Below are 25,516 nucleotides of genomic sequence, written 5' to 3'. Positions count from 1 at the left end.
CGCCGATCCCTCATTTCAGTCCGCATCAAACACAGCGCAAACCGTGATAAATAAAATATGACCAAGACTAGTAATGATTTGGTTACACAATCCTTAAACCCTAAGATATCATCCAATCTATCTCCGGTATTCCCTGCGCTTTCAGGTAGGAGTTGCTCTTCGAAAAAGGAGCGGAACCAAAAAAACCACGATGCGCTGACAACGGCGATGGATGAACACTCATCAACACAAAGTGCTTCTCACAATCAATCAAGTCCAGCTTCTTTTGCGCATGAGCCCCCCACAAAATGAACACCAGATTCTCACGTGCCTCCGACAAGCCCTTAATCGCCGCATCCGTAAACGGCGCCCAGCCCTTCTTGGCGTGAGACCCCGCCTTTGCCTCCTCCACACTGAGGGATGTGTTGAGTAGCAGAACGCCCTGCTCGGCCCATTGGGTTAAGCACCCATGCGATGCAGGAGCAATACCAAGGTCACTCTCCAGCTCCTTATAGATATTGCGCAGGGAGGGCGGCAGCTTCACACCTTCACGAACCGAGAACGAAAGCCCGTGGGCCTGCCCCTCACCATGGTATGGATCCTGCCCCAAAATAACGACACGGACATCCTTCAGCGGCGCAGCTTCAAACGCAGCATAACACTCAGCTTTTGGCGGGAAGATGGTTTTGCCAGCCCGTTCCTCAGCTTCAAGAAAATCCTGAAGCTTTTGAAAATACGGCTTACTCATCTCAGGCGCTAAAACACTCTGCCATCCATCTTCAAACTGTACCTGCGTCACCGCTATCCTCATGTTCAATAGGTTCCTTACCCATCTTTGGGCCACAGCACAGAACATAAAACCAGCATCAACAGAACCCATTGCCTGTATGTCCCCGATAAAAAGCCCATAAACCCGCTTGGCGGAACAGGCGAGCCGTGCTACCTCGCGCCCATGGCAAATGATCCTACATTCACACTCGAAGATTTTGACACTACGCTTTACGATGGAGACCGGGTGATCGGCATTGACCTTGGTTCAAAAACCATTGGTCTGGCGCTGTCAGACATTACCCGCCGGATAGCCTCTCCTCTTGAGACGATCAAGCGTCAAAAATTCACATTGGATGCAGAACGTTTGCTGGATCTTTGCAACACACACGGCGTCTTTGGCATGGTTATGGGTCTGCCTCTCAACATGGATGGCTCCGAAGGACCGCGCTGTCAGGCAACCCGCGCATTTGTGCGAAACCTTGCACAAAAGACCGAAATTCCCATCACCTATTGGGACGAACGTCTTTCAACCGCAGCGGTAACCAGAACTCTCATCGAAGCAGATCGTTCCCGCGCACGCAGGGCAGAACTCGTCGATAAGATGGCAGCAGCCTACATCCTGCAAGGCTTTCTTGACCGGTTAAGCTACGGCGGACCAGAGCAGTATTGATTACCATCAATACGCCCACGCAACATTACTTGAGAAAATTTAAACCGCTCAGCGCTTTACGCCAAACCTTTATTCAGGCTACGTGATTTTACGGGATTGTTTACACCTTCCCCCAAACCGTCCCGTCACATGCAGTTCTGCCCGTCACAGTTATGACCCGCACTGCCAGCCTATAAAAGCATACCCATGTTCTCTGCACTCTCAGCAATTGCTTCAGTCCTGCTTCTCACAGCTACCGGTTGGTTTTTGCGCGACCGCGGAATAATACCCCGAGAGCGCTGGGGCGGCATGGAAGATCTCGCGTATTGGGTTCTCCTACCCGCAATTATCTTCATCAATGTGGGCACATCAGATTTTTCTGAAATGCCGGTGATAGAGCTAACACTCGCGGTGCTGGGAACGTTCTGTACGCTGGCCGTTCTAACGCTTGTGCTTCAACCTCTTCTCAAAAAGAAGTTCGCCATCAACGGCCCACGGTTCACCTCCATTTTTCAAGGAGCTGTCCGTTGGAATGCCTTTGTGGCCATGGCAATCGCTGCCAACAGTTTTGGTGAGGAAGGTGTCGCACTGGTTGCTGTTATCATGGCAGTCATGATCCCCTCGGCCAATCTCCTGTGCGTGACAGTGCTTTCCATCTACGCGGGCGGCAGTGTGCCCTCGTTCAAAACGTTCCTGAAAGAACTCGCCAAGAACCCGTTTATCCTAAGCGTTGCCGCCGGTGCTCTGCTCAACTTGTCCGGCGAAAACATACCGGATTTCATTGCCAATTATCTAACGTTTTTGGGGAGTGCTGCCTTGCCAATCGCCGTATTGTGCGTGGGGGCCGCTTTGGATTTGGGAGCGTTGCGCAGGCCCGGCCCAGCGTTAACAGCCGCACTAATTCTAAGAAACATCATCGCCCCAGCAATCGCAGCCTGCTTCGCTCTGTTCATGGGGCTGCAAGGCATCGCCTTTACAATTGTGGTACTGGTGTTCTCTGTCCCGTCAGCAGGAGCAAGCTTTGTGCTTGCACGAAAAATGGGCGGCGACGCCAAATTGATGGCCGAAATTCTGACCCTTCAAACAGTTGCCGCCGCACTTTCCATTCCAGCGTGGTTACTGGTCGTGGCTTACTTAATCGGGTAAAGCCATTCCAGAATGCTCTTTGCATTATAACGCGCATCCAGCATGCCATAGCTGGAGCGCCATTGACCCGCCATTCGCGTTTCGATGAAAGCATTGGCGATTGCCGGTGGTGCAACTTCCTTCAGCGCAGCAGCCGCAGCTGTAATCGCCAGCTGTTCTGTCAGCAAACGCGCACCGCCTTCATCTTCAAGGCATGTACGAGCCGCCGCCTGCAACACCTCAACCGAAACCTTACCAGCAGGGCCGAGGTCCGCTTCCAGCATACCAAGCACATTCATGAACGCATCTGGACTGCGATGCATCGCACGCAGCAAATCAAGCGCCATGATATTGCCTGAGCCTTCCCAAATGCTGTTCACAGGTGCTTCGCGGTAAATACGGGCCATATCGTGGTCTTCGACGTAGCCATTACCGCCCAGACACTCCATCGCCTCACCCGCAACGACTTCTGCGCTCTTACAGATCCAGTATTTCGCAGCAGGTGTAATGATACGCAGGAAGTCAGCAGCTTGCGGGTCAGTTGATTCCCGATCCATGCAATGGGCCAGTTTCAGGGCCAGCGCTTCACTGGCAGCCATGTCCAAAGACATATCCGCAAGCACGCGCTGCATCAGCGGCTTTTCAATCAACCGCTCCCCAAACGCACTGCGATAGGACGTGTGGTGAACAGCACGTGAAATTGCAGCACGCATCAGCGCGGCAGAACCAATACAGCAATCTACACGCGTCGGTGTCACCATACTCAGGATGGTTTTGATACCCTTGCCTTCTTCACCGACAAGGAAGCCAATCGCATTATTGAACTCAACTTCTGAAGAGGCATTGGACTTGTTGCCAAGCTTATTCTTCAAACGCTGGAAGTCCAGACCGTTAACCTCGCCACTCTCTAAAATGCGAGGAACGAGGAAACAGGTTGGTCCGCTCTCCAGCTTGGCAAGCACAAGAAAGGCATCACACATCGGTGCTGAGAAAAACCATTTGTGACCGTTGATCACATAGGTATCTTCCGAAACCTTATCAGCGCGGGTGATGATCTGGCGCAGATCAGAGCCACCCTGCTTTTCCGTCATGCCCATCCCAAGGCTTACGCCCTGCTTCTGACTTGCAGGCCGAAAGCGCTGATCATACTTGCGGGTCGCAATGCGCTGGTTCCAGACTTCGGCAAGCTCAGGGGCTTGTGTCAAAGCCATGCCAGACGCATTTGTCATGGTCACAGGGCAAAGGTGACCACCTTCCACCTGGCTCATGATGAAATATTTACGAGCACGCAGATAAAATGCCCGCTCACCGCCCGGCTGCATGGATTCTATCGATGCACTGTGAAGACCGGCTTCAAAGGAACGACGCATCAAAGCGTGGTAAGAAGGATGGAATTCGACAATGTCCAAACGACGCCCATATGGGTCGTGCGTTTTAAGCACCGGCTCATTCACATTTGCCAATCTCCCCAGATCCAGTGCATCAGCTGCTCCACACTGCTCACCAAACTTGATAAGCTCTGCGTGGGCAGAATCATTGGATCCCGTTCCGCCAATATCAGCAAGGAGAATTGGGTCACTCTCGGCAAGGTTATATCCACAATATGGAGGAGCTTGATTGATCACCCCAGTCATCATAGTGGCCTGTGAAACTTTTTCCATTTTTTCTCCCGCGAGTTACTTCAATGATTTTGATAGGTTAACCCGCGCGTTGCAACACCGATTTGCACAACAATAACAATACATCTGTAGAGCTCTTTACGAGCATAGGGTTCCTGCATATATAAGGGTCTTCGATGACCAAAAAAAACACACATCGATCCTCCGCGTTCCCGCATCGCCATCTCCTCGGTATCGAGGGATTGCAGCCTCCCGAAATTGATTACCTATTGGATCTCGCCGACGAAGCCGTCGAAGTGTCCCGTCAGGTAGAAAAGCAGAAGGCCGTTCTGCGAGGGCGAACGCAAATAAACCTCTTCTTTGAGGCTTCCACCCGCACCCAATCGTCTTTTGAGCTTGCAGGCAAGCGCCTGGGCGCGGATGTGATGAACATGTCGGTCTCCACCTCTTCTGTGAAAAAGGGTGAAACCCTGATCGACACAGCTGCAACCTTGAACGCCATGCGCCCGGATTTGCTGGTTGTTCGCCACCACGCTGCAGGAGCGGTACACCTGCTAGCCCGCAAAGTTGGCTGTGCAGTCGTAAACGCCGGAGACGGCCCTCACGAACACCCAACCCAGGCTCTTCTGGATGCCTTGACTATTCGTCGCCACAAAGGAACTCTCAGTGGTCTGACAATAGCAATTTGCGGAGACATCCGCCATTCCCGTGTCGCACGCTCCAACATCATCCTTCTGGCAAACATGGGAGCACGCGTACGTGTCATAGCTCCCTCTACACTAATGCCCTCTGGTATTCATAGTATGGGCGTTGAAGTATTCACAGACATGCGTGAAGGCCTGGTCGGCTGTGACATCGTGATGATGCTGCGACTGCAGCGCGAGCGCATGAGTGGGGCTTTTGTTCCCTCCGTCCGCGAATACTTCCGATACCACGGTCTGGACGCAGAAAAACTCTCCTACGCAAACCCAGACGCACTGGTGATGCACCCCGGCCCAATGAACCGTGGTGTGGAGATTTCCGCAGAAGTTGCTGACGGCCCTCAAAGCCTAATCCGCGAGCAGGTGGAAATGGGTGTTGCCATTCGCATGGCAGTGCTGGAAGCCCTTGCAAACAATCTGCCAGATAACTCATAGAGGCCAAGCGTATGAACAAGAATGTGAACCCGCTGGTCCTGACAAACGCACGCGTTATCGACCCAGCTTCCAACATGGACGCACCCGGCACTGTCATCATCGCTGATGGCAAAATCCTTGCCGCTGGCCCAAGTGCCCTCAATCAGGGCAAACCTGATGGGGCAGCAACGATCGACTGTAACGGTGCAGTTGTTGCACCGGGCCTGATTGATATTGGTGTCAGTGTTGGTGAACCCGGTGCAGAACACCGCGAAACACTGGAAAGTGCAAGCCAGGCAGCAGCTTCAGGCGGTGTCACCACCATGGTGACAAGCCCGGACACAGACCCGGTCATTGATGATCCTGCCCTGGTAGATTTCATCCTGCGCCGCGCCCGCGATACAGCAATCGTCAATGTTCACCCAATGGCGGCTCTAACCAAGGGCCTCAGAGGGACGGAGATGAGCGAGCTGGGCCTGCTGCAAGAAGCCGGTGCTATCGCCTTCACCAATGACACGCACCCGATCACCAACTCCTCGGTGCTGCTGCGTCTCCTGACCTATGCCCGCGACTTTGATGCACTGGTTGTGCATCAGGCAAAGGATAAGGATCTTGCTGGCTCAGGTGTCATGAACTCAGGTCTGCGTGCCACATGGCTTGGTCTTAGTGGCATTCCGCGTGAAGCAGAATTCATCGCCATCGAGCGCGATATGCGCCTTGTTGCCATGGCACAAGGCAAATACCACGCCCGCCTTATTTCCTGCCCGCAGAGTGCTTTGGCAATTCAAAAAGCAAAAGATGATGGCCTCAATGTCACCGCTGGCATCTCCATCAATCATCTCACGCTCAACGAAAATGACATCGGCCCCTACCGGACCTTCCACAAGATGTCGCCTCCCTTGCGCACCGAAGATGACCGCATGGCCATGGTCGAAGCACTGGCAAATGGCACAATCGACATAATAATGTCCGATCATAACCCTCAGGATGTGGAAACTAAGCGTCACCCCTTTGCAGAATCTGAGGATGGTGCGTTAGGGCTGGAGACACTGCTTGGAGCTGGAATGCGTCTCGTACACAACGAAGACATTTCCCTGTCCAAGCTGCTTGCAACAATGACATGCAATCCAGCTGATCGTCTGGGCTTGTCGGCGGGCCGTCTGCAAAGAGGGGCTCCGGCAGACCTGATTGTGTTTGATCCACAAAAACCTTGGATTGTTGAGAAGGACAAAATCCGTTCTCGTTCAAAGAATACGCCTTTCGAGGATGAAACTTTGACCGGCAGGGTTTTGACAACCGTTGTTGCAGGCCGCATTCTGTACAACTACGCCGCTTAAGAGCAACAATCGGAGAAACAAACGTGCCTGAACCAATCAGCTGGTCCCTTGATCTACCCTATTATCTGGCTGCATTGGCCTTTGGCTATGTGTTGGGCTCTATCCCTTTTGGCCTGCTGTTTACAAAGATGGCAGGCCACGGAGATATCCGCAACATAGGCTCCGGCAACATTGGCACCACCAATGTCCTGCGCACAGGCAGCAAAAAACTAGCAGCCCTGACATTGCTCTGTGATGCCCTCAAAGCCACACTGGCCGTCGTTCTGGTCAAACTGTTCATGGGCGGCGATATAGCTCTTGTTGCAGGCCTTGGCGCATTCCTTGGGCATCTCTTCCCTATCTGGCTGAAGTTCAAAGGTGGCAAAGGCGTCGCAACCTACATTGGTATCCTCTTAGGCGTGTTTTGGCCTGTTGGTGTCATCTTCATCGCCATCTGGATCGTGACGGCCTACATCACCAAGTACTCATCCATGGCAGCACTGGTCGCCAGCCTTGTCACTCCCTTTATTCTGCTGGCTTTCGATCAGTGGCAAATTGCGCAAATGATGGGAGTGCTCAGTGTAATACTATGGGCCAAACATCACGAGAACATCACGCGCTTGCTGAAGGGTAATGAGAGCAAGATCGGATCCAAAGGATGAGCTAAATGGGAACAGCCATTGCAAGCCGGGCACCTCACCTCAGTGATACCCAACGGCTTGCGTGGCTACGTCTCATCAGATCAGAGAACGTCGGACCGCGAACATTCAGAGAACTGATCAATCACTTTGGGTCAGCAGAAGCCGCGCTAACCGCTCTTCCAGAACTTTCTCGCAGAGGCGGTAAGAAATCCTACCGCCTCTATTCCAAGGACAAAGCAGAAGCGGAATTAGCCGCGCTTTACAAAATGGGAGCCCGCCTGATTGCTTTGGGAGAAAGAGCCTATCCCCCACTTCTTCGCCATATAGATGCGCCCCCGCCACTGCTTGCCATCAGAGCTCGCGACCCTCTTCAGCAAGAACTCACAGGAGCGCAAAAAACGCTCGCCATCATAGGCGCGCGAAATTGCTCCGCAGCCGGAGCTAAGTTTGCAGGGAGTCTGGCCAAAGACCTCTCCGCGGAAGGCTTCACCATCATTTCGGGGCTTGCACGAGGTATAGACAGCGCCGCGCATCAGGCAGCCCTGCACAGTGGAACCATCGCAGCCTTTGCAGGGGGCATCGACACCATCTATCCCAAAGAAAACACGGGGCTTTTTGGGAGAATGGTGGCCGCAAACGGGGCCGCCATCAGCGAAATGCCCATCGGCTGGAACCCGAGAGCACGCGACTTTCCAAGACGCAACCGCCTCATCTCCGGCATGTCGCTCGGTGTCATTCTCATAGAGGCTGCAGAAAAATCAGGCTCGCTCCACACCGCCAGATACGCCCTTGAGCAAAACCGCGAAATCCTTGCCGTTCCCGGCTCGCCAATGGATCCACGGTCCGTAGGCGCTAACAAACTCATTCAGCAAGGCGCAGCCCTGATCCAGACGGCTCATGATGTTCTGGAGGCCATGCAAGCAAAGATCGCCATGCCCCTGCCGCTTCAAATGGGCATAGATGAACCATCCCTCAAATGGCTTTCTCCAGACCCTGCAATCCTATCTCAGGCAAACAAACCAATGGATGCGAACGAGCAGGACCGGCAGATCGTTATAGATGCCCTCACAGAAGCGCCCATTGATCAGGACGAGTTGTTGCGTTTCACGGGACTTCCCCTGCAAACTTTACAGCTGGTGCTGTTAGAGATTGAGCTGGCTGGCCGTCTGGAACGCCATAGACCCAATAAACTTTCAATCATACACACCAGTTCAGCCTGACGTGAGCTTCACACAATATCTCTGGTTTTTAAGCGTTCTGAATCGGAAGGCAGGTCAATCCACTTATTTCTGAGTTACTTTGTTGAGCTGGATTCCAATTGTGTCTCTCGCGCATCACTTTCAGGAGCTTGAGGTAGAGCTGAAACACGTGCTTCAGCCTCTTTTTCCGCCAAAACAAGCAGATACCCGAGTAAATCAAGCCGGTTTGCACGAGCCAGATCACTTAATTCACGGCACATTTTGGCACAATAATCTGCCACGTCCCTTGTTTGGATTTGTTTGGCATCTTTCAGCAAGGAGTGTTCAGCCAAAGCTTTTAACCTTCTTTAGTATCTAGGATGCAATAAGCACATTCATGAAAAGTGTTTTGCTATCTGAGGGTTAACCAAGCATCGGCAACTATCCTAGGTTGCGCAAACAATCAAGCGCAACCAATTTTATAACCAAGGAAAATTGAGGGAGTGGCTTTTCCGCTCTTGACCTATCGGTCTGAAAAGGCCATTTGACAGCCGCACAGTCATCCGAGATTGTTTCGGTTCGACTCATAAAATCGGTTTTTGATTTATCAATTCCAAGACGAGATTTACGCGAAAGCCAGGAAATCAATGAACGTAGTCATTGTGGAATCACCGGCGAAAGCCAAGACGATCAATAAATATCTGGGCAAGGACTATATAGTTCTGGCGTCCTACGGCCATGTGCGCGACCTTCCGCCTAAGGATGGGTCAGTGCTGCCGGATGACGACTTTGCTATGTCCTGGGCCGTTGATTCCAAATCTCAAAAGCGCCTGTCGGAGATCGCCGACGCTGTGAAGGGGGCTGACCGCCTTATTCTCGCAACCGATCCGGATCGCGAAGGCGAAGCCATTTCCTGGCATGTTTTGGAAGTTCTGAAAAAGAAACGCGTCCTCAAGGATAAGAAAATTGAGCGCGTGGTTTTCAACGCGATCACCAAAAATTCTGTGCTTGAGGCCATGCAAAATCCGCGCGAGCTGGATGTGCCATTGGTTGACGCCTACCTGGCCCGCCGCGCATTGGATTACCTCGTAGGATTCACGCTCTCTCCCGTTTTGTGGCGCAAACTGCCGGGCGCACGCTCAGCAGGCCGCGTACAATCCGTATCCCTGCGCCTTGTTTGCCAACGTGAAGTTGAAATCGAAAGTTTCAAGTCACAGGAATACTGGTCCATCCTTGCCAACCTCAACACCCCAGAGAGCGCAGCTCTTCCAGCGCGCCTGACCGGGTTTGACGGCAAAAAAATCACACGTCTCGACATCACCTCAGAAGGTGAAGCCACCACCATCAAAAAGATGCTGGAAAGCGCAAGCTTCAATGTTGCAAACGTTGAAAGCAAACCGCAGAAGCGTAATCCATATGCGCCGTTCACCACATCAACCTTGCAGCAGGAAGCCTCGCGCAAACTCGGGTTTGCCGCAGCGCGGACCATGCAGGTGGCTCAAAAGCTTTATGAAGGGGCAAATATCGGCGGCGAAACCACCGGTCTTATCACCTACATGCGTACAGATGGTGTACAGATCGCTCCCGAAGCAATCGAAAGCTGCCGCAGTGTAATCGCGTCCAAGTACGGCAAAGAATACGTGCCAGAAAAGCCACGCGTCTACACTGTCAAAGCCAAGAATGCACAGGAAGCCCACGAAGCGATCCGTCCAACTGAGCTGACACGCCACCCGCGTGACATGGCCAAGGTCCTTGATGAAGATGGCGCTCGCCTCTACGAGCTGGTCTGGAAGCGAACAATCGCCTCCCAGATGGCCTCCGCTGTTCTGGAACGCACCACGATTGATATTGACGCAGCCGACGGCTCCAAGAAAGCATCCCTGCGTGCTTCTGGCTCAGTCGTACGGTTTGACGGCTTCCTCGCCCTCTACCAAGAAGGCAAAGATGATGAGGAAGACGAAGAAAGCCGCCGTCTGCCAGCCGTCAACAAAAGCGATAAACTCGACCGTAAAGGCATAGAAGCCAGCCAGCATTTCACTGAACCACCACCACGCTTCACAGAAGCAACGCTGGTGAAAAAGATGGAAGAGCTGGGCATTGGCCGCCCATCCACCTACGCCGCAACGCTGCAAACCCTGCGCGACCGCGAGTATGTGGATCTGGACAAGAAGCGCCTTATCCCACAAGATAAAGGCCGTCTTGTCATTGCGTTCCTTGAGGACTTCTTCAATCGTTACGTGGAATACGATTTCACTGCGAGCCTTGAAGACCAACTCGATAAAATCTCCGCTGGTGAGCTGGAATGGAAGGCCGTTTTGCGCGATTTCTGGAATCCATTCCACGAAATCTGTGATGAGGTTATCAAACGATCCAACACGGAAGTTTTGGATTCACTGAACGAATCTCTCAAAGCGCATGTTTTCCCAGTCACAGAAGAAGGCCAAGACCCACGCAAGTGTCCAACTTGTGAAACCGGTCGTCTGTCTCTGAAAGTGTCCCGTTATGGCGCTTTCGTTGGCTGTTCCAACTACAACAAAGACAAAAAAGACGGCAAAGTGCCGGATGAAGATCCGCCACACTGTGGCTACACCCGCCAGCTGGTAAACGGCGGCGGTGGCGGCGACGCTGATGCGGACGGAACCAAGGTTCTTGGCTTAGATCCGGTCTCCGGACTGGAAGTTTCCTTGCGCCGTGGCCGTTTTGGTCCATATGTGCAACTGGGCGAAGAAGCCAAACCAAAGCGCTCCTCCCTGCCAAAAGGCTGGGACGCGGCTGATCTGGATCTGGAAAAAGCCCTTGAGCTGTTGTCTTTGCCGCGTGAAGTGGGTGAACACCCTGAAGACGGTAAGATGATTTCTGCCGGATTAGGTCGTTTCGGCCCATTCGTGCTACACGATGGCACCTATGCAAATCTTGATGGCCCGGAAGAAGTGTTCACCGTTGGCATCAACCGCGCAGTCACCCTGCTGGCAGAAAAACGTGCCAAAGGCGGCGGACGCGGCGCGGCAGCAAAAGCACTCAAGGAATTGGGTAATCACCCGGACGGCGGCGCGATCAACGTGTACCCAGGACGATATGGTCCTTACGTCAAATGGGAAAAAATCAACGCAACCTTGCCAAAAGATGTTGAACCTGAAGCCGTCACGCTGGAGCAAGCTATCGAGCTTGTAAATGCAAAAGCCGGTTCAAAAGGCAAAAAGAAAGCTCCTGCGAAAAAAGCAGCGGCGAAAAAAACAACCGCCAAGAAGGCCGCCCCAAAAGGCGCTTTGAAAGAAATTGGCGATCATCCGGATGGCGGAACGATGGAACTGCGCGACAGCGGCCGTCTCGGCGTTCGGATCAAATGGGGCAAAGAGTTCATCTCGCTGCCCAAAGGAACAGACCCGGAGACGGTAACCCGCGAACAGGCTATTGAGCTTATCAACGCGAAGAAAGGCTAATACAGCCGACCTGCTCTCCGGATAACGAAACATTGGGCTCCCGATTTATCGGGAGCCGTTATCGGCAGCACTTATGCTGCACTGGATGAGATACATTGAGCCGAAATAAGGCCATTCAAAACCGACAAAAGGGACCGGCAGAAATGCCCTCCCGCGAAGACGTTCTTAAGTTCATCGCAGAAAATCCCAGCAAAGCTGCAAAACGCGAAATCGCCCGCCATTTTGGCATTGTCGGCGCTGCGCGAATTCCCCTAAAACACATGCTCAGAGATCTGGCTGCAAACGGCCAACTCGAGAAACGCCGCAAACGCATGTTGCGGCCCGGCGATTTGCCACCTGTATTTGTTATAAAACTCACAGGCCGCACCGCCGATGGCGAACTACTTGGCATCCCGCTGAACTGGGATGAAGAGCACGGCGAAGCACCAACGGTTCTCGCGCTCTCACAACAAAGCCAAAACAAGTTCAATCCAGCTCCGGGCATTGGCGACAAAGCGCTTGTAAAACTTATGAACCAGGATGCTGGCCCGGACGCGACACATTGCGTGCGCGTGATGAAGCGTCTGGAAGACAACGAGACCGATATTCTCGGCGTCCTGCGCATCGACAAAGACACAAAAATAGTCAGGCTAACGCCTGTCGACCGCAAACAGCGAGAAGTCGATATCGACCCGCGTGACCTGCTGGACTCCGAGGATGGCGATCTCGTCAAAGTCGAAGTCCACAAAGTCGGCAAATACGGCACTGCACGCGGCAAAGTCGTCAGACGCATCGGGTCAACCAACTCTGAAATGGCCGTCTCCGAGATTGCGTTGCACACCCAGGGCATTCGCAACGAGTTCCCCGGTTCCGTCATCGCTGAATCTGAAAACGTCAAGCCTGCAACCGCTAATGGCCGTGAAGACTGGCGTGACATTCCCCTCATCACGATTGACCCGGCCACCGCGAAAGACCACGATGATGCTGTCTATGCGCAGCTCGACGACGACCCGCAAAACGAAGGCGGTTGTATTGTCTACGTCGCCATTGCTGATGTTGCCGCCTATGTAACACCGGGCTCTCCATTGGATAAAGAAGCGCTGCTGCGCGGCAACTCGGTCTACTTCCCGGACCGCGTTATTCCGATGCTGCCTGAGCGCATCTCCAACGATCTGTGTTCTCTGCGCGAGAATGAAGACCGGCCTTCCATGGCAACGCGTATGGTCTTCGACAAACGTGGCACGAAGATTTCTCATTCGTTCCACCGCGTTATCATGCGTAGCGCAGCCAAACTGTCCTATCAACAGGCTCAAAAGGCAATTGAAGGCGTAACAGATGACAAGACCGGCCCGCTGCTGGAAACTGTTCTCCAACCGCTCTGGGCTGCCTATGAGATCCTGAAGAAGGGCCGTGACAAGCGCGCGCCGCTGGAACTGGACATCCCGGAACGCCGTATTCTCCTCAATGAGGATGGAACGGTTGACCAGATCGTCATCCCCGAACGCCTCGATGCGCATAAGCTCATCGAAGAATGCATGATTCAGGCGAACGTGGCCGCAGCAGAAGAGCTCGAAAAGCGCAACACGCCGCTGCTCTACCGTATTCACGATGCGTCCACACCAGAAAAGCTGGAAAACCTGCGCGACTTCCTGTCCACGCTCAATGTGAAAGTACCTCACATTGGTGGCCTGCGCGCTTCGGTCTTCAATAACATTCTCGACAAGTTCAAAGACACTGCCAGCGCCACAATGGTGTCTGAAGTGGTGCTCCGCTCGCAAGCGCAAGCTGAGTACAATCCGGACAACATCGGCCACTTCGGGCTCAATCTTCGCCGTTATGCGCACTTCACATCACCAATTCGCCGTTATGCGGATCTAATAGTACACAGAGCGCTTATTCGCGCCCTGAAACTTGGCGATGACGGCCTACCACATGGCGTAGAAGAGAAGCTCCCTGCTATCGCAGCAGAGATTTCCGGCGCAGAACGCCGCGCAATGTTTGCCGAACGCGAAACCATTGATCGCCTGATTGCGTTTTGGCTTTGTGATCGTGTCGGGGCCGAGTTTTCTGGTCGAATTGCAGGTGTTACCAAATCCGGTATGTTCGTCAAGCTGCTACAAAATGGCGCAGATGGCTTCATTCCTGCATCTACTATTGGTATGGATTACTACGAATATGTAGAGTCAGCTCATGCCCTTGTGGGCAGAGCGACCGGTGAAACCTTCCAACTTGGGGATGCCGTTCAGGTCAAATTGGTGGAAGCCGCTCCATTTGCGGGGTCTCTGCGATTTGAAATGCTAACAAAAGGCAAAACCAAGGGCGATGCAGCTGGACGGGTTGCAAAGCACAAAGGGTGGCAAGCAAGAAGTGACAGCAAACCAAAAGCGTTACGCCGGTCAAAAGACGGAAATAAGCGAAAGCGCACGCCTTAAAGCGTGCCTCCCCTGCACTGACAGGACGGGAAAGGCAGGAACATATGAGCACCCATCAAGAACGGAACGCCGGTGAAGCGGTACTGCGCGGTATGCGTTGCAAGTGCCCTTCATGCGGCGTCGGCTCCACCTTCAATGGTTATCTGGAGGTGAGCCAGTCCTGCAAAAATTGCGGTGAGGAATTGCATCACCACCGCGCTGATGATGCGCCGCCCTACTTCACGATTTTCATTGTGGGCCACGTTGTCGTTTTGCTCGCCATGTGGGTTGAGATGGCATACGTGCCGCCGATGTGGCTCCATATGGCTGTATGGCTTCCCCTCACATTGGTGATGGCTCTTGGCCTTCTTCGCCCAATCAAAGGCGCTTTGGTTGGCTTGCAATGGGCACTACGTATGGATGGCTTTGCAACAGCTGGCAAAGCACCTAGTTTCACCCCAACGCGTGTCAATCAGGGGTAAGGAATGTCGACGGAAGACCTGACGAAGGAAGTTAAAGTTGAGCGAACGGAAGAAAGCAACGATCCGGCCGCTCAACCTTTGAGGCCTAAAGACGCCTCAACACTGCTTATTTTGGACCGCAAGCCAGACGGTTCGCTGCATTTGCTTATGGGCAAACGCCATATGGCGCACAAGTTCATGCCGGGCAAATTTGTATTTCCGGGCGGTCGGGTCGATTCTGATGATTCTCGCGCTAAATATGTGCGCGATTACCACCCGGATGTTCTCACCAAGCTGAACTACGACAAAAAGCAGATCAAAACCGAAAGTCGCCTGCGGGCGCTTGCTGTTGCTGCCATTCGTGAGACCTACGAAGAAGCCGGCATTTTCATTGGGTGTAAGGCCGATGAAAATACAGGACCAATTGGCCCCGGCTTTGAAGCGTTTGACGAACTTGGCATCCAGCTGGATCTGGAACCCATGCGCTACGTTGCCAGAGCAATCACGCCTCCGGGGCGCACACGGCGCTTTGATGCCCGTTTCTTCGCAGTCTGGGCAGACCAGATCGCGCATAAGCTGGAGACTGGTGTTGGCCCAACAGATGAACTGGAAGAACTTCAGTGGCTTCCTATTGAGCAATGCAAAGAACTGGATCTGCCACGCATTACATTGGCAGTGCTGACAGATCTGGAACACCGCCTCGCAAATGATCCCGACCTCTCTCCAGATGGCCCAGTGCCTTACTACTACTGGAAGAACGACAGCTTCGCCCGCGAAGAAATTTAAACGTAAGACACCCAAGGCGCAGCAAACAGAAAACATTGCCACCGCATTTTGTTGCGCCTTACATCTTTCCTGCTAGAACCATTTCAAACAATCGCTCGCAGAAGCGCAATAAGCAGTTTTGTAAATGGTTCAACCTTCCGGCTCTTTTGCCAACTCTTTCTCAAAAACACAGATACGCGGCATCATTGCTGCCATCGCTGCCATTACCGCAGTCGGCCTCTCTCTGTCCGCAAGCCTGCCCCTATTAACGCTGACACTGGAACATCGCGGTGTCAGCGATACGTGGATTGGCCTCAACACAGCCTTCTCCGGCATAGCCTCGATCATAGCGACCCCGGTTGGGCCCTATCTGGCTCGCAAGCTAGGAACGCCTCAGGCCCTACTCATAAGCCTGCTTGTGGCCGGTGTTTCATTGCCGTTTTTCTTCGTTCTGGAAAATTTCTGGGCATGGTTCCCCCTGCGCCTGCTGTTTCATGGCGCAACCACATCCGCCTTCATCCTCTCAGAGTTCTGGATCAACGCGCTCGCCCCGCCCAAGCACAGAGGCCTGCTCATGGGCGTGTACGCCACTGTGCTGTCTCTGGGCTTCGCATCTGGTCCTTTGATGCTGGCACTAGCAGGAACCACAGGACTGCTCCCCTTCCTCCTTGCAGGCGCTGCAATCATCATCGCCGCCCTCCCGGTTCTCATTGGCTTCAACGCCGCGCCGAGAATCGAACGCGAAGCAAGCTCAAAGCTCTACGCATTTTTGTGGATAGCTCCGGCTGCAACACTCGCCGGCTTTGTCTTTGGAGCTGTGGAACAATCAAGTATTTCACTGCTCCCTCTATATGGCCTCAAAATTGGACTAACACCGGTAACTGCAACCCTGCTGGTCTCTGCCATGGCGGCAGGAAATATGATCCTGCAGATCCCTCTGGGCATGCTGTCAGACCGTATGAACAGGCGCCATCTTCTGATCTATTGCGGTGCCTTTGGTGTCCTGGGCACCTTGCTCATGATCCCGCTTTCCGGCAGCCTCATCGGCATACTGGTCCTACTTTTCCTCTGGGGTGGGGTCGTTGCTGGTCTTTATACAGTTGGTCTCACACATCTGGGGGCCCGCTTTGAAGGCGGGGATCTGGCGTCAGCAAATGCAGCCTTTGTGCTCATGTATTCCATTGGCCAACTGGTGGGCCCGGCAACCACGGGAATTGCTCTTTCTGCGTGGGGTGCTTCTGGCTTACCACTGGTATTTGCAGGATTCCTTGCCGGATATGTAATTATATGCCTGATAAGAGGGGCAAGACTCAGGGCAGCGCCCTAATGCATCTTGACTTTAGCCCTGTGATTAGTAATGTGCGCGCTGAATTCCCTAAGTTTCACCGGAAGAGCACCCCGCCCAGCGAAGTGTGAGGGTGCCACCGGGACAAACAAAACAACTGGCCACTTAAGGCCGAAAACAGACAGGATCCTTAGCGATGGCCAAGGCGACCACCATTAAGATCAAGCTGCAGTCCACTGCGGACACCGGCTATTTCTACGTAACAAAAAAGAACTCCCGCACCATGACCGATAAAATGGTAAAGCGGAAATACGACCCAGTCGTAAAAAAACACGTTGATTTCAAAGAAACCAAGATCAAGTAATCTTCGGGTTCATTGTGAATTATCAAAAAGGCGTTTGCAGCATTGCGAGCGCCTTTTTTGTATGTGCAGCTCAGCGACGAGCCCTAGACGATTTCATATTTAGTCAAGAATACGCACGAAAAACAACCAGAGCTGCTCAGCCAAGCCCGATCAATTGAAAACTGTCGAAATCAATGCTCTACGCCTCACCCACTTCGCCTCTCAATTGTCAGGGGTAGACAGCATTTCCACACACAAGTGCAGGTCCTCTGAGTATAATCCCCACAAGCTGCCGAATTCGGTGCTGGGTGTATTTTGGATTTTCACGGGTGAACCGATACTATCGTGAGAAGCCTTACCTTCCGCCCACCTAATCTGTATTAGAGCTGAGCCAAGCCACACTCAGCGGCACGGCAAAGCCTTGCACACGCTGGACTGCGAACATCATACAAAAGGCATAGAATGTGAGAGGGAAAGCGGTGGCCGGCGAGAACCGGATGACACGAGGAGGCCACTCAGAACCCGTATACCCGCCGGCCAACCCCACGGACCCAGGAGATGCGGCGGACCTGAGCGCTCCGTAGGGAGTCTGCAGAGCGGCACTGTCGGGATTGTAGCAATCGACCTGAACAAATACCGCAAATGTTTAGTCAAGCATTATCTAACGTTGATATCACCGTATATCACCATCGCAACATTTACGACTTTAGTAAAGCTTTAAGGTAATTGCGCTCCTGAAATAGGAGGGGATTCTTAAACTATACACAACAAAACCAAGGAAACCTCTGCTTTGCCTGCGGTGCAAATACAGGAACAGAGGCACCTTGTAAAATTCACACAGTGTTTTCGTATAGTTTCAAAGACCTACGACCTTAGATATGCAACTTTCATCCAATTAAACCTGACATCACGTGTCGGAATACTCAAGAACAAGCTGAGGATATTTAGGAGAGGCGCAACTTCAAGCTGAATACAGCTCAAGCATTAGCTGCAATAGCAAGTTACGTGTTGCCTATCAGCTCTCCTTCAAAAAACCTGAAACAGTCTCTAAAAAGCTAGCAACGGAAATGGGCTTGGAGATATACGCTTCACATCCACCCTGACGGATTCGCTCCTCATCGCCTTTCATGGCAAATGCAGTCACTGCAATCACCGGAATGGCTTTGAGTTCATCGTCTTCCTTGATCCACTTCGTCACCTCAAGACCGGAGACCTCTGGCAATTGAATATCCATCAAAATCAGGTCTGGCTTATGGGCGCGAGCAAGATCAATAGCTTCCATACCACTGCGCGACTGCAAGGTGGTATAGCCATGAGCTTCAAGCAGGTCGTTAAACAGCTTCATGTTGAGTTCGTTGTCTTCAACAATCAACACGGTCTTTTGCATCGGTTCAGTCCTGCATAAAAAGCGGCCCCAAAGAGGGCTTAGCCATGAATAAACGTGTGAGGCAGTCATCGAGTGACTGGCATTGGAACAAGTCCCACACTAAATTTCCTGCTACATAGTTAATTCGGATTCGTTTCAGAAAGGCAAACACCAATGAATTTAGGCAAAACCGGCAGTTTAACCGCAGATACTGCACAGGAAATTGCAATTGGTGCTCTCACCTTTCTCACAAGTAACCCCGAACAGCTCGGTCGTTTCCTCTCTCTGGCCGGCATTGGCCCACAAGAGATTCGCGACGCAGCGGCCGAACCGGGATTTCTTGCAGGTGTGCTGGAATTCATGATGCAGGACGAACAGCTTCTGCTGGCCTACACGGAAAATGCTGGTGTGCGCCCAACCATGATTGCAGCAGCTCACCTAAAACTTGCAGGAGGCCAGGACTACTTTGCCTAAGTTAGAAACAGCCAACGCAGATGCCCTCCATCAGATCAGTCAACTGAAACGGCGCGCTCACCCTCTTGTCATATGCGATGTTGACGAAGTGCTTCTTCAATTCATCCCGCATCTGGAACGCTTCATGAGCGAGCAAGGCATCGTTTTCAAGGAAGTCGCGTACCGTCTCAAAGCAAACATGATCAATGTGCAGACTGGGGAACACCTGAGTGATGACGCATGCATGAGGATAATTCATGCGTTCTTTGCATCAGAAGGCGGCAAGCAGGAACCTGTGCCTCACGCAGCCAAACAACTTAAGCGCCTCTCCCAACACTGCGACATTGTGATTCTTACAAACCTTCCCGGGGCCGAGAACAAGACCATCCGCGAAAATCTGCTGAAGTCTCTGAACATTGATTATCCACTGGTCACCAATGACGGCCCCAAAGGCGGTGCAGTTGCAGCGTTATGTGCTGAACGCGGACATCATCCGATCTTCTTTATCGACGACAGCCCAACCAACATTCTGTCTGTTGGCAAAAGCACACCGCACGTCCACCTTGTTCACTTCATTGCAGACCCAAGGTTCTTCAAAACATCATCAGACCTACCCAACGTCGCTCTTAAAAGTAACTGTTGGGAAGAAACCGGTGATTTCATTGAAAACCTGCTCCGCTCTGCGGTAAGCTAGTCTCACCACACAAACTGAGACTTAAACTCCATGATGACTGAGGCGACTGCTCCTCTCAAAGCAATGTGCCGGGACTGTACACATCGGTTTCGGGCAGAACTGACGCGCTGTCCTAAATGTGGCAGTCCGCGCGTGATTTCTCATGCAGAACTGGACACCTTGGAAATCGCGCATATCGACTGCGATGCCTTTTATGCATCCGTTGAAAAACGCGACAACCCTGAGCTCTCGGACAAACCAGTCATCGTCGGCGGCGGACAACGTGGTGTGGTGTCAGCGGCTTGCTACATCGCCCGCATTTACGGCGTCAAATCGGCAATGCCCATGTTCAAAGCACTGGAGCGATGCCCGGAGGCCGTTGTCATCCGCCCGCGCATGGAGCTGTATTCACAGGTCGGGCAACAAATCCGCGATGAGATGGAAAAACTCACACCGCTGGTCGAACCTCTTTCTATCGATGAGGCTTTTCTGGATCTTTCAGGAACCCAAAAGCTCCACGGCGCAACACCGGCAGAATTGCTTGTCAGATTTACGCTCAAAATCCAAAAAGAACTCAACCTCTCAGTCTCAGTCGGACTAGCGCACAATAAGTTTCTCGCGAAAATCGCCTCTGACCTAGATAAACCGCGTGGGTTTTCAATCATTGGCCGCAGTGAAACCAAAGATTTCCTCGCCAAGCAGCCAACCAGTGTCATTTGGGGGGTTGGAAAGGTATTTCAGGCCAAGCTGGAACGTGATGGCATCAAAACCATTGGTCAGCTCCAGCAAAAGGACCCGGCAGACCTCGCCCGCAAATACGGCGCCATGGGCCTGCGGCTCTCCAAGCTTTGCCAAGGAGAGGACGATCGCACAGTTACCTCCAACCGCGGCGCCAAAAGCATCAGCAATGAGACCACCTTCAACAAAGACGTCTCAGATGTGGAACAACTCTCAAACACCCTTTGGGACCTGACGGAAAAAGTATCTTATCGCTCCAAAAAAGCCGAAACCTCTGGGCATTCGGTAACATTGAAGCTGAAAACTTCAGATTTCAAAACCATCACCCGTTCACGCATGCTGCACGACCCGACCCAGCTGGCAGACAAAATCTACCGCACTGCGGATGAGCTCCTAAGAAATGTCGCAGATGGAAAACTCCGGTTTCGTTTGATTGGCGTTGGCATCAGCGATCTTGGACCCGCCACTCAGGCCGACCCAGAGGACCTATTGGATGAACAGGCAGGCAAACGGGCTAAAGCAGAACGGGCTATGGATGTGCTGCGCGGTAAATTCAAAGACAGCTCAATCGTATCCCTTGGACGCTCGTTTAAACCGTCCAAAGACACCTGAACACCATTTCAACGGATTGGCTCAACTGCAATCACATCACCAAGTGGCACGCTAACCTCTTCTTCAAGCGAAGCAGACGTGTTGCAGGCACTCATTGGCACGATGGGCTTAAGATCAAGCTCAACCAGCGCGCCATCCAGCTGAAACAACCCGTAATTCAAATGCATACTTCTGGAAACACCATTTTCATGAAGAACCGCCCGCAGCTGATAATCCGGGGATCGCTCGCCTCTCACCTTATTATTTAGGTCAAAGTAGGCAATGGAAACGGGCCACGCATCCGCACGTGCTAAACCTTTTGGCATCAAGGCATGGTCAGACCGCTGCGCAAGTGGGTCAGGCAACTGACGGCCAATAACAACACTCGAATCATACAGCGTATCTCCCGTCGCACTGCCATCATAAAGCTTGGTCGCCATAAAATGCTGACCAGAGGCCGCCGCATCAATCATACTGTGCAAGTGTTGCAGCGGAAACATGATGGACCCATCAAAGCTGAGCTGCTTCACATCAGGGCCGACCAGATCCACATCAACCTTTGTAGGTTGGTTCGTGGCTGTACCCCGTGCTTCCTCCGCCAGATAATCATCAATGAATGTTTGATAAGCGAACGTCAGCTTGCCGTTATCCGGGGCCTCATAATAAGTGGTGCGTATATCAGTAACGCTCTCTGCCCCATCGCCGTCCGTTGTCATCACCACAAAGCGCAGATCTACCGTAAACCCGGCGCAGGCAGAGCCGGACAGCTCATAAACCATGCGGCCCGTCACATCAGAAATCTTCGATCCGCTCTCAGCACTCGACAATCTCATGTCATAGATAGCTCGATGCGGCTGAAGTTCTGCAGATAAAACATTGTTGGGAAGACCAAGCCAACCAAGGGAAAGGGAAATCCCAGCAACCCCGGTAAGAAAACGACGGTGACAACTGAAGCGCATAAAACCTCCGATCACATCGGAAGCTTGAGCACGCGAACCGCCCTCTTCCGAGCCTCAAAGAGTGCATAAACCAGCCCCCCAACGCAAACCCTCTGCAAGGAAACTACGAGGAATGGTAAACCTTTCAAATTGGACACACATTTTCCACGTAGAAAACCGGACCTGCACTCTTGCGCCGCGCCTGATTTTGGTGTGAGGCTTCCCGCAATATTGCAGGCACGGAAATTTGAAGAGACGCTCTCTTGAGTTCCCGCGCGATTGCATCACTTTATGCAACAAACACTTCAAGCGGAGGGATATTCGGATGTCCAACATCATACTTCAAAATCTGGAAAAACTGGGCGTTTCACTGCCACAAGCAGCAGCGCCTGCTGCCAATTACGTACCCTACGTAAAAACAGGCAACCAGCTTTTCATCTCTGGCCAACTTCCAATGCAGGACGGCAAGATTGCAAAGACTGGCAAGGTCGGCGCTGACCTCAGCGTTGAAGATGGGATTGAAGCTGCCCGCTTGTGCGCAATCAACTTGCTGGCACAGGCCCAAGCTGCAACGGGCGATCTGTCCAAAATCGCGCGTCTTGTTAAAATCGTTGGCTTTGTTAATTCAAAAGGTGACTTTGGAGATCAGCCAAAAGTCATAAATGGCGCGTCAGACTTCCTCGTCGCTGCAATGGGTGAAGCTGGCCATCATGCTCGCTCAGCCGTAAGCGCAGGCGCATTGCCATTCAACGCCGCTGTCGAAATCGAAGCCATCTTCGAACTCGTAGACAACTAGATATTCCAGCTGAGCAAACAGGGTCAGCCCAGCTGACCAGCTCTATTGGACTGATAAAGATTATAATGCCCATGCAAAACCTTTCTTGGCTAACAAGCCGTCCGATTGCACACCGCGGTTTTCACGATAAAGACGCGGGCGTTCTGGAAAACACCCCTTCAGCCACTCAGGCTGCAATCGACAACAACTTCTCCATTGAAGTTGACTTGCAAGAAACGAAAGACGGACGAGTCATCGTCTTTCACGATCAGCATCTGGACCGCCTGACAGAAGGCGAAGGGCAAGTGATCGACTATGATCTGGCAGACCTGCGCAAACTCTCCCTACGCGGGTCCACAGATCATCTCTGGTCACTGGAAGAGGTCCTGGAACAGGTGAATGGCAAAGTGCCTTTGGTCATCGAGATCAAATCACTTAACCTTAAAGCCGGCCAACACGAGTTTATCAAAACCATAGGCAACACGCTCAGCGCTTACATTGGTCCTGTGGCAATCAAGTCTTTCGACCAGCACATGCTGCGATGCATGAAAGGCGTGGCCCCGCAAATTCCGCGCGGTGCAATCTCCATGACATCCTTTGGCTATGATAAACTGGAACGCCTGACAGAACACGAGCGCAAACACATTTCATGGATGCTCCATATGGCAGGGACTGATCCGCATTTTGTTTCCTACTATGTTAAGGATCTGCCTGCGGATGGCACAAGCTTCCTGCGGGAGTTCTACGGCCTGCCGATCATGACCTGGACCGTTCGCAGCAAAGAAGACCGGATCAACGCTGCCAAATACGCAGACCAGATCGTCTTTGAAGGCTTCAACCCAGACAAAGACCCAATCTAGGATACCTGAATTTGCCAGAGACCAATCCGCCTCTTCTGAAAGTTCTCTCATCCCTTGATGAGATCCCAAGCGCTGACTGGGACTCTCTGGCAAATCCCGGCTATCCACCTATTTTGCATGAACAAGCTGGCTGGATCGATTCACCTGAAATGACCCAGCCAGAAATCAATCAACTCCCTGACTCAACACCTCAGGGAACCAGCTTCAATCCGATGTTATCTCACGCTTTTTTGCAAGCATTGGAAGAAAGCGGATGTGTGGGTTGGGATGCTGGATGGATTCCTCAGCACCTGTATTGGGAAGAGAACGGCAAACCCGTTGCCGCCGTTCCCACCTATGCCAAAAGCCACAGTCAGGGCGAATACGTCTTCGACCATGCATGGGCTGATGCCCTTGAGCGCGTTGGCGGTGATTATTATCCCAAACTCCAAAGCTCCATCCCCTTTACGCCGGTTCCCGGACGCCGCTTGCTGATCTCACCGGATGTAAACCGCGCAAAGGCCGTCAAGGTTCTGACCAGCGGCCTGATGGAACTGACAAACAGAATCGAAGGCTCCTCCGCCCACCTCACATTCCTCACCGAGCAGGAATGGAAGGAATTGGGCGATCAAGGCTTCCTGCTGCGCACAGACCAACAATTCCACTGGGACAACAATACCTACGCAAACTTCGACGAATTTCTCAACGCCCTGTCCTCCCGAAAACGCAAGAGCATCCGCAAGGAGCGTAAAACCGCTCTGGAGCATGATATTGAGGTGGAATGGATCACAGGCCCAGATCTGTCCGAAGCGCACTGGGACGCGTTCTACGAGTTTTATAAGGACACGAGCAGCCGCAAATGGGGATCTCCCTACCTCAACCGTAAATTCTTCTCATTGCTGGGGGAACGATTGGCAGATCACACCCTGCTCATCATGGCCAAACGCGAGGGACGCTACATAGCAGGCGCCCTGAATATGATCGGCAGTGATACGCTCTATGGTCGTAACTGGGGGTGTGTAGAAGACCATCCCTGCCTTCATTTCGAGATTTGCTATTACCAAGCCATCGAGTTTGCAATCGCAAAGGGGTTAAAGCGCGTTGAGGCTGGAGCACAGGGAACCCACAAGCTCGCCCGTGGCTATATGCCAAACCTCACCTATTCCGCGCACTGGATTGCAAACCCTTCTTTAAGAAATGCGGTGGCACACTATCTCGATCAAGAACGCCAAGCCGTTCTGTATGAACAAGAAATTCTCTCCTCTCACGGTCCATTCCGTCAGCAGGACACCTAAAACTCACATTAAAAAACCGATTCAACCGCATGAAGGGACTCACGAATCCCTCCAAACTTGATTCGATTTCTTAAGTAGGATCGTGCGGTATTCCCGAAAAGTGGCTTCGGTTTTCGGATAGGAATCCGCGCAAAAGCAATACCCAAAACAGTTTGATCGAATCTAACTGCTTTGGGTTCTCAACACTTACCAGATCACCACACATGATTCTCATTGGGTAATCAGCAGTGAATCGCGATATGTAAGAAGCCAAACATTTCTGTGATGACTGAGGACCCTACAATGACCAGCTCTGCATATGATGATCAGAACATTTTCGCGAAAATTCTACGCGGCGAACTGCCCAGCGAGAAGGTTTTTGAGGATGAGAACACGCTCGTCATCATGGATATCATGCCACGCGGCGATGGCCATGTTCTCGTTCTGCCAAAGAACGGCTCTCGCAACATTTTGGACATTGCTGAGGTTGACCTCTTCGCCACCCTCAAAACAACGCAGAAAATGGCTCAGATCGTAAAGAAGGCCTTCGATGCGGATGGCATTACGATCCATCAGTTCAATGAGAGTGCCGGCGGGCAGATGGTATTCCACACCCACTTCCACGTCATCCCACGCCATGCTGGTGTTTCCTTACGCCCGCATAGCGGCGAGATGGAAAACAGCGACGTGCTGAAAGCCAATGCGGATAAGATCCGTGCAGTGCTAGGCTAAGAACGCATCATTTCATTTGAACCAACCTTGCGCGAACAATTCGGATTTCGCGCAAGGAAC

24 protein-coding genes are annotated in these 25,516 nt (G+C 52.4%); 19 read left to right on the top strand and 5 right to left on the bottom strand.

The annotated features are described in order from the left end of the window. Positions 1-100: 100 nt before the first annotated feature. The gene (gene ung / locus BLS62_RS26095; protein ID WP_208991264.1) at positions 101-784 is read right to left on the bottom strand and encodes a uracil-DNA glycosylase; all 684 of its coding nucleotides are present in this window, start codon (positions 782-784) and stop codon (positions 101-103) included. 147 nt (positions 785-931) lie between these two features. Here ung and ruvX point away from each other — a divergent pair, with 147 nt between their 5' ends. Further along, the gene (gene ruvX, locus BLS62_RS26090) at positions 932-1,420 is read left to right on the top strand and encodes a Holliday junction resolvase RuvX (protein ID WP_093188178.1); all 489 of its coding nucleotides are present in this window, start codon (positions 932-934) and stop codon (positions 1,418-1,420) included. A 186-nt stretch (positions 1,421-1,606) separates the two neighbouring features. Beyond that, the gene (locus BLS62_RS26085; protein ID WP_093188176.1) at positions 1,607-2,545 is read left to right on the top strand and encodes an AEC family transporter; all 939 of its coding nucleotides are present in this window, start codon (positions 1,607-1,609) and stop codon (positions 2,543-2,545) included. Here BLS62_RS26085 and BLS62_RS26080 read toward each other — a convergent pair. Beyond that, positions 2,530-4,185 carry an acyl-CoA dehydrogenase family protein gene (locus tag BLS62_RS26080; protein WP_093188173.1) on the bottom strand — a complete coding sequence of 552 codons (1,656 nt, stop codon included), beginning with the start codon at positions 4,183-4,185 and terminating at the stop codon, positions 2,530-2,532. The two genes, BLS62_RS26085 and BLS62_RS26080, sit on opposite strands and share 16 nt — an antisense overlap. A gap of 134 nt (positions 4,186-4,319) precedes the next feature. On the opposite strand from BLS62_RS26080, the gene BLS62_RS26075 reads away from it, so the two are divergent. Genes BLS62_RS26075 through dprA form a run of 4 tightly spaced genes read left to right on the top strand, consistent with a single transcriptional unit; the run spans position 4,320 to position 8,435 of the window. Continuing rightward, the gene (locus tag BLS62_RS26075; RefSeq protein ID WP_093188170.1) at positions 4,320-5,279 is read left to right on the top strand and encodes an aspartate carbamoyltransferase catalytic subunit; all 960 of its coding nucleotides are present in this window, start codon (positions 4,320-4,322) and stop codon (positions 5,277-5,279) included. A gap of 11 nt (positions 5,280-5,290) precedes the next feature. Next, the gene (locus BLS62_RS26070; protein ID WP_093188168.1) at positions 5,291-6,595 is read left to right on the top strand and encodes a dihydroorotase; all 1,305 of its coding nucleotides are present in this window, start codon (positions 5,291-5,293) and stop codon (positions 6,593-6,595) included. A 23-nt stretch (positions 6,596-6,618) separates the two neighbouring features. Further along, positions 6,619-7,236 carry a glycerol-3-phosphate 1-O-acyltransferase PlsY gene (plsY, locus tag BLS62_RS26065; protein WP_093188165.1) on the top strand — a complete coding sequence of 206 codons (618 nt, stop codon included), beginning with the start codon at positions 6,619-6,621 and terminating at the stop codon, positions 7,234-7,236. A gap of 5 nt (positions 7,237-7,241) precedes the next feature. Beyond that, positions 7,242-8,435, top strand: coding sequence for a DNA-processing protein DprA (gene dprA, locus BLS62_RS26060; RefSeq protein ID WP_093188162.1), 1,194 nt, complete (start codon positions 7,242-7,244; stop codon positions 8,433-8,435). A gap of 74 nt (positions 8,436-8,509) precedes the next feature. Here the strand turns inward: dprA and BLS62_RS26055 are convergent, their stop codons facing one another. Then, positions 8,510-8,746: a hypothetical protein gene (locus BLS62_RS26055; protein ID WP_093188159.1), complete on the bottom strand. Its 237-nt coding sequence runs from the start codon at positions 8,744-8,746 to the stop codon at positions 8,510-8,512. 294 nt (positions 8,747-9,040) lie between these two features. Between BLS62_RS26055 and topA the strand changes: the two genes are divergently transcribed. The 6 genes from topA to rpmG all read left to right on the top strand — a co-directional run bounded on the left by topA (position 9,041) and on the right by rpmG (position 17,098). Then, positions 9,041-11,833 (top strand): type I DNA topoisomerase, encoded by a 2,793-nt coding sequence (gene topA, locus BLS62_RS26050; protein WP_093188157.1) that lies wholly within the window; start codon positions 9,041-9,043, stop codon positions 11,831-11,833. A gap of 143 nt (positions 11,834-11,976) precedes the next feature. Next, entirely contained in the window at positions 11,977-14,244 is a 2,268-nt protein-coding gene (gene rnr, locus BLS62_RS26045; RefSeq protein WP_093188155.1) for a ribonuclease R, read from the top strand. A 44-nt stretch (positions 14,245-14,288) separates the two neighbouring features. Next, positions 14,289-14,705 (top strand): DUF983 domain-containing protein, encoded by a 417-nt coding sequence (locus BLS62_RS26040; RefSeq protein WP_093188152.1) that lies wholly within the window; start codon positions 14,289-14,291, stop codon positions 14,703-14,705. A 3-nt stretch (positions 14,706-14,708) separates the two neighbouring features. Further along, complete coding sequence (locus BLS62_RS26035; protein WP_093188149.1) at positions 14,709-15,470, top strand: NUDIX hydrolase; 762 nt, start codon at positions 14,709-14,711, stop codon at positions 15,468-15,470. A gap of 124 nt (positions 15,471-15,594) precedes the next feature. Then, positions 15,595-16,776 carry an MFS transporter gene (locus BLS62_RS26030; RefSeq protein ID WP_093188146.1) on the top strand — a complete coding sequence of 394 codons (1,182 nt, stop codon included), beginning with the start codon at positions 15,595-15,597 and terminating at the stop codon, positions 16,774-16,776. 154 nt (positions 16,777-16,930) lie between these two features. Next, positions 16,931-17,098 (top strand): 50S ribosomal protein L33, encoded by a 168-nt coding sequence (gene rpmG, locus BLS62_RS26025; RefSeq protein WP_093188143.1) that lies wholly within the window; start codon positions 16,931-16,933, stop codon positions 17,096-17,098. Between the two features lie 994 nt (positions 17,099-18,092). Here the strand turns inward: rpmG and BLS62_RS26020 are convergent. Continuing rightward, positions 18,093-18,464: a response regulator gene (locus BLS62_RS26020; protein WP_093188141.1), complete on the bottom strand. Its 372-nt coding sequence runs from the start codon at positions 18,462-18,464 to the stop codon at positions 18,093-18,095. Between the two features lie 153 nt (positions 18,465-18,617). Here BLS62_RS26020 and BLS62_RS26015 point away from each other — a divergent pair, with 153 nt between their 5' ends. The 3 genes from BLS62_RS26015 to BLS62_RS26005 all read left to right on the top strand — a co-directional run bounded on the left by BLS62_RS26015 (position 18,618) and on the right by BLS62_RS26005 (position 20,919). Beyond that, complete coding sequence (locus tag BLS62_RS26015; RefSeq protein ID WP_093188138.1) at positions 18,618-18,917, top strand: DUF3572 domain-containing protein; 300 nt, start codon at positions 18,618-18,620, stop codon at positions 18,915-18,917. Beyond that, the gene (locus tag BLS62_RS26010; protein ID WP_093188136.1) at positions 18,910-19,590 is read left to right on the top strand and encodes a hypothetical protein; all 681 of its coding nucleotides are present in this window, start codon (positions 18,910-18,912) and stop codon (positions 19,588-19,590) included. The genes BLS62_RS26015 and BLS62_RS26010 overlap by 8 nt, the downstream gene beginning before the upstream one ends. Before the next feature lie 63 nt (positions 19,591-19,653). Next, positions 19,654-20,919: a DNA polymerase IV gene (locus tag BLS62_RS26005; protein WP_244283667.1), complete on the top strand. Its 1,266-nt coding sequence runs from the start codon at positions 19,654-19,656 to the stop codon at positions 20,917-20,919. Positions 20,920-20,927: 8 nt separating this feature from the next. Here the strand turns inward: BLS62_RS26005 and BLS62_RS26000 are convergent, their stop codons facing one another. Beyond that, positions 20,928-21,857 carry a cell envelope integrity EipB family protein gene (locus tag BLS62_RS26000; protein WP_093188132.1) on the bottom strand — a complete coding sequence of 310 codons (930 nt, stop codon included), beginning with the start codon at positions 21,855-21,857 and terminating at the stop codon, positions 20,928-20,930. 304 nt (positions 21,858-22,161) lie between these two features. Here BLS62_RS26000 and BLS62_RS25995 point away from each other — a divergent pair, with 304 nt between their 5' ends. The 4 genes from BLS62_RS25995 (at position 22,162) to BLS62_RS25980 (ending at position 25,456) form a co-directional block, all read left to right on the top strand. Next, positions 22,162-22,632: a RidA family protein gene (locus BLS62_RS25995; RefSeq protein ID WP_093188129.1), complete on the top strand. Its 471-nt coding sequence runs from the start codon at positions 22,162-22,164 to the stop codon at positions 22,630-22,632. A 71-nt stretch (positions 22,633-22,703) separates the two neighbouring features. Then, the gene (locus BLS62_RS25990; RefSeq protein ID WP_093189634.1) at positions 22,704-23,471 is read left to right on the top strand and encodes a glycerophosphodiester phosphodiesterase family protein; all 768 of its coding nucleotides are present in this window, start codon (positions 22,704-22,706) and stop codon (positions 23,469-23,471) included. Positions 23,472-23,482: 11 nt separating this feature from the next. Beyond that, on the top strand, positions 23,483-24,745 hold the full coding sequence (locus BLS62_RS25985; protein WP_244283618.1) for a GNAT family N-acetyltransferase: 1,263 nt from the start codon (positions 23,483-23,485) through the stop codon (positions 24,743-24,745). Between the two features lie 282 nt (positions 24,746-25,027). Further along, positions 25,028-25,456, top strand: coding sequence for an HIT family protein (locus BLS62_RS25980; RefSeq protein WP_093188126.1), 429 nt, complete (start codon positions 25,028-25,030; stop codon positions 25,454-25,456). Positions 25,457-25,516: the final 60 nt, after the last annotated feature.

The organism is Pseudovibrio sp. Tun.PSC04-5.I4 (genome assembly GCF_900104145.1).
GTDB lineage: Bacteria > Pseudomonadota > Alphaproteobacteria > Rhizobiales > Stappiaceae > Pseudovibrio.
The sequence above is the reverse complement of the archived record's forward strand: the minus strand, read 5'-3'. Positions and strand labels throughout refer to the sequence as shown.

Coding starts and splice junctions, on each gene's coding strand:
- ruvX (WP_093188178.1), top strand. CDS start 932: ATGGCAAATGATCCTACATTCACACTCGAAGATTTTGACACTACGCTT.
- BLS62_RS26085 (WP_093188176.1), top strand. CDS start 1,607: ATGTTCTCTGCACTCTCAGCAATTGCTTCAGTCCTGCTTCTCACAGCT.
- BLS62_RS26080 (WP_093188173.1), bottom strand. CDS start 4,185: ATGGAAAAAGTTTCACAGGCCACTATGATGACTGGGGTGATCAATCAA.
- BLS62_RS26075 (WP_093188170.1), top strand. CDS start 4,320: ATGACCAAAAAAAACACACATCGATCCTCCGCGTTCCCGCATCGCCAT.
- BLS62_RS26070 (WP_093188168.1), top strand. CDS start 5,291: ATGAACAAGAATGTGAACCCGCTGGTCCTGACAAACGCACGCGTTATC.
- dprA (WP_093188162.1), top strand. CDS start 7,242: ATGGGAACAGCCATTGCAAGCCGGGCACCTCACCTCAGTGATACCCAA.
- topA (WP_093188157.1), top strand. CDS start 9,041: ATGAACGTAGTCATTGTGGAATCACCGGCGAAAGCCAAGACGATCAAT.
- rnr (WP_093188155.1), top strand. CDS start 11,977: ATGCCCTCCCGCGAAGACGTTCTTAAGTTCATCGCAGAAAATCCCAGC.
- BLS62_RS26040 (WP_093188152.1), top strand. CDS start 14,289: ATGAGCACCCATCAAGAACGGAACGCCGGTGAAGCGGTACTGCGCGGT.
- BLS62_RS26035 (WP_093188149.1), top strand. CDS start 14,709: ATGTCGACGGAAGACCTGACGAAGGAAGTTAAAGTTGAGCGAACGGAA.
- BLS62_RS26030 (WP_093188146.1), top strand. CDS start 15,595: ATGGTTCAACCTTCCGGCTCTTTTGCCAACTCTTTCTCAAAAACACAG.
- rpmG (WP_093188143.1), top strand. CDS start 16,931: ATGGCCAAGGCGACCACCATTAAGATCAAGCTGCAGTCCACTGCGGAC.
- BLS62_RS26020 (WP_093188141.1), bottom strand. CDS start 18,464: ATGCAAAAGACCGTGTTGATTGTTGAAGACAACGAACTCAACATGAAG.
- BLS62_RS26015 (WP_093188138.1), top strand. CDS start 18,618: ATGAATTTAGGCAAAACCGGCAGTTTAACCGCAGATACTGCACAGGAA.
- BLS62_RS26005 (WP_244283667.1), top strand. CDS start 19,654: ATGTGCCGGGACTGTACACATCGGTTTCGGGCAGAACTGACGCGCTGT.
- BLS62_RS26000 (WP_093188132.1), bottom strand. CDS start 21,857: ATGCGCTTCAGTTGTCACCGTCGTTTTCTTACCGGGGTTGCTGGGATT.
- BLS62_RS25995 (WP_093188129.1), top strand. CDS start 22,162: ATGTCCAACATCATACTTCAAAATCTGGAAAAACTGGGCGTTTCACTG.
- BLS62_RS25990 (WP_093189634.1), top strand. CDS start 22,704: ATGCAAAACCTTTCTTGGCTAACAAGCCGTCCGATTGCACACCGCGGT.
- BLS62_RS25980 (WP_093188126.1), top strand. CDS start 25,028: ATGACCAGCTCTGCATATGATGATCAGAACATTTTCGCGAAAATTCTA.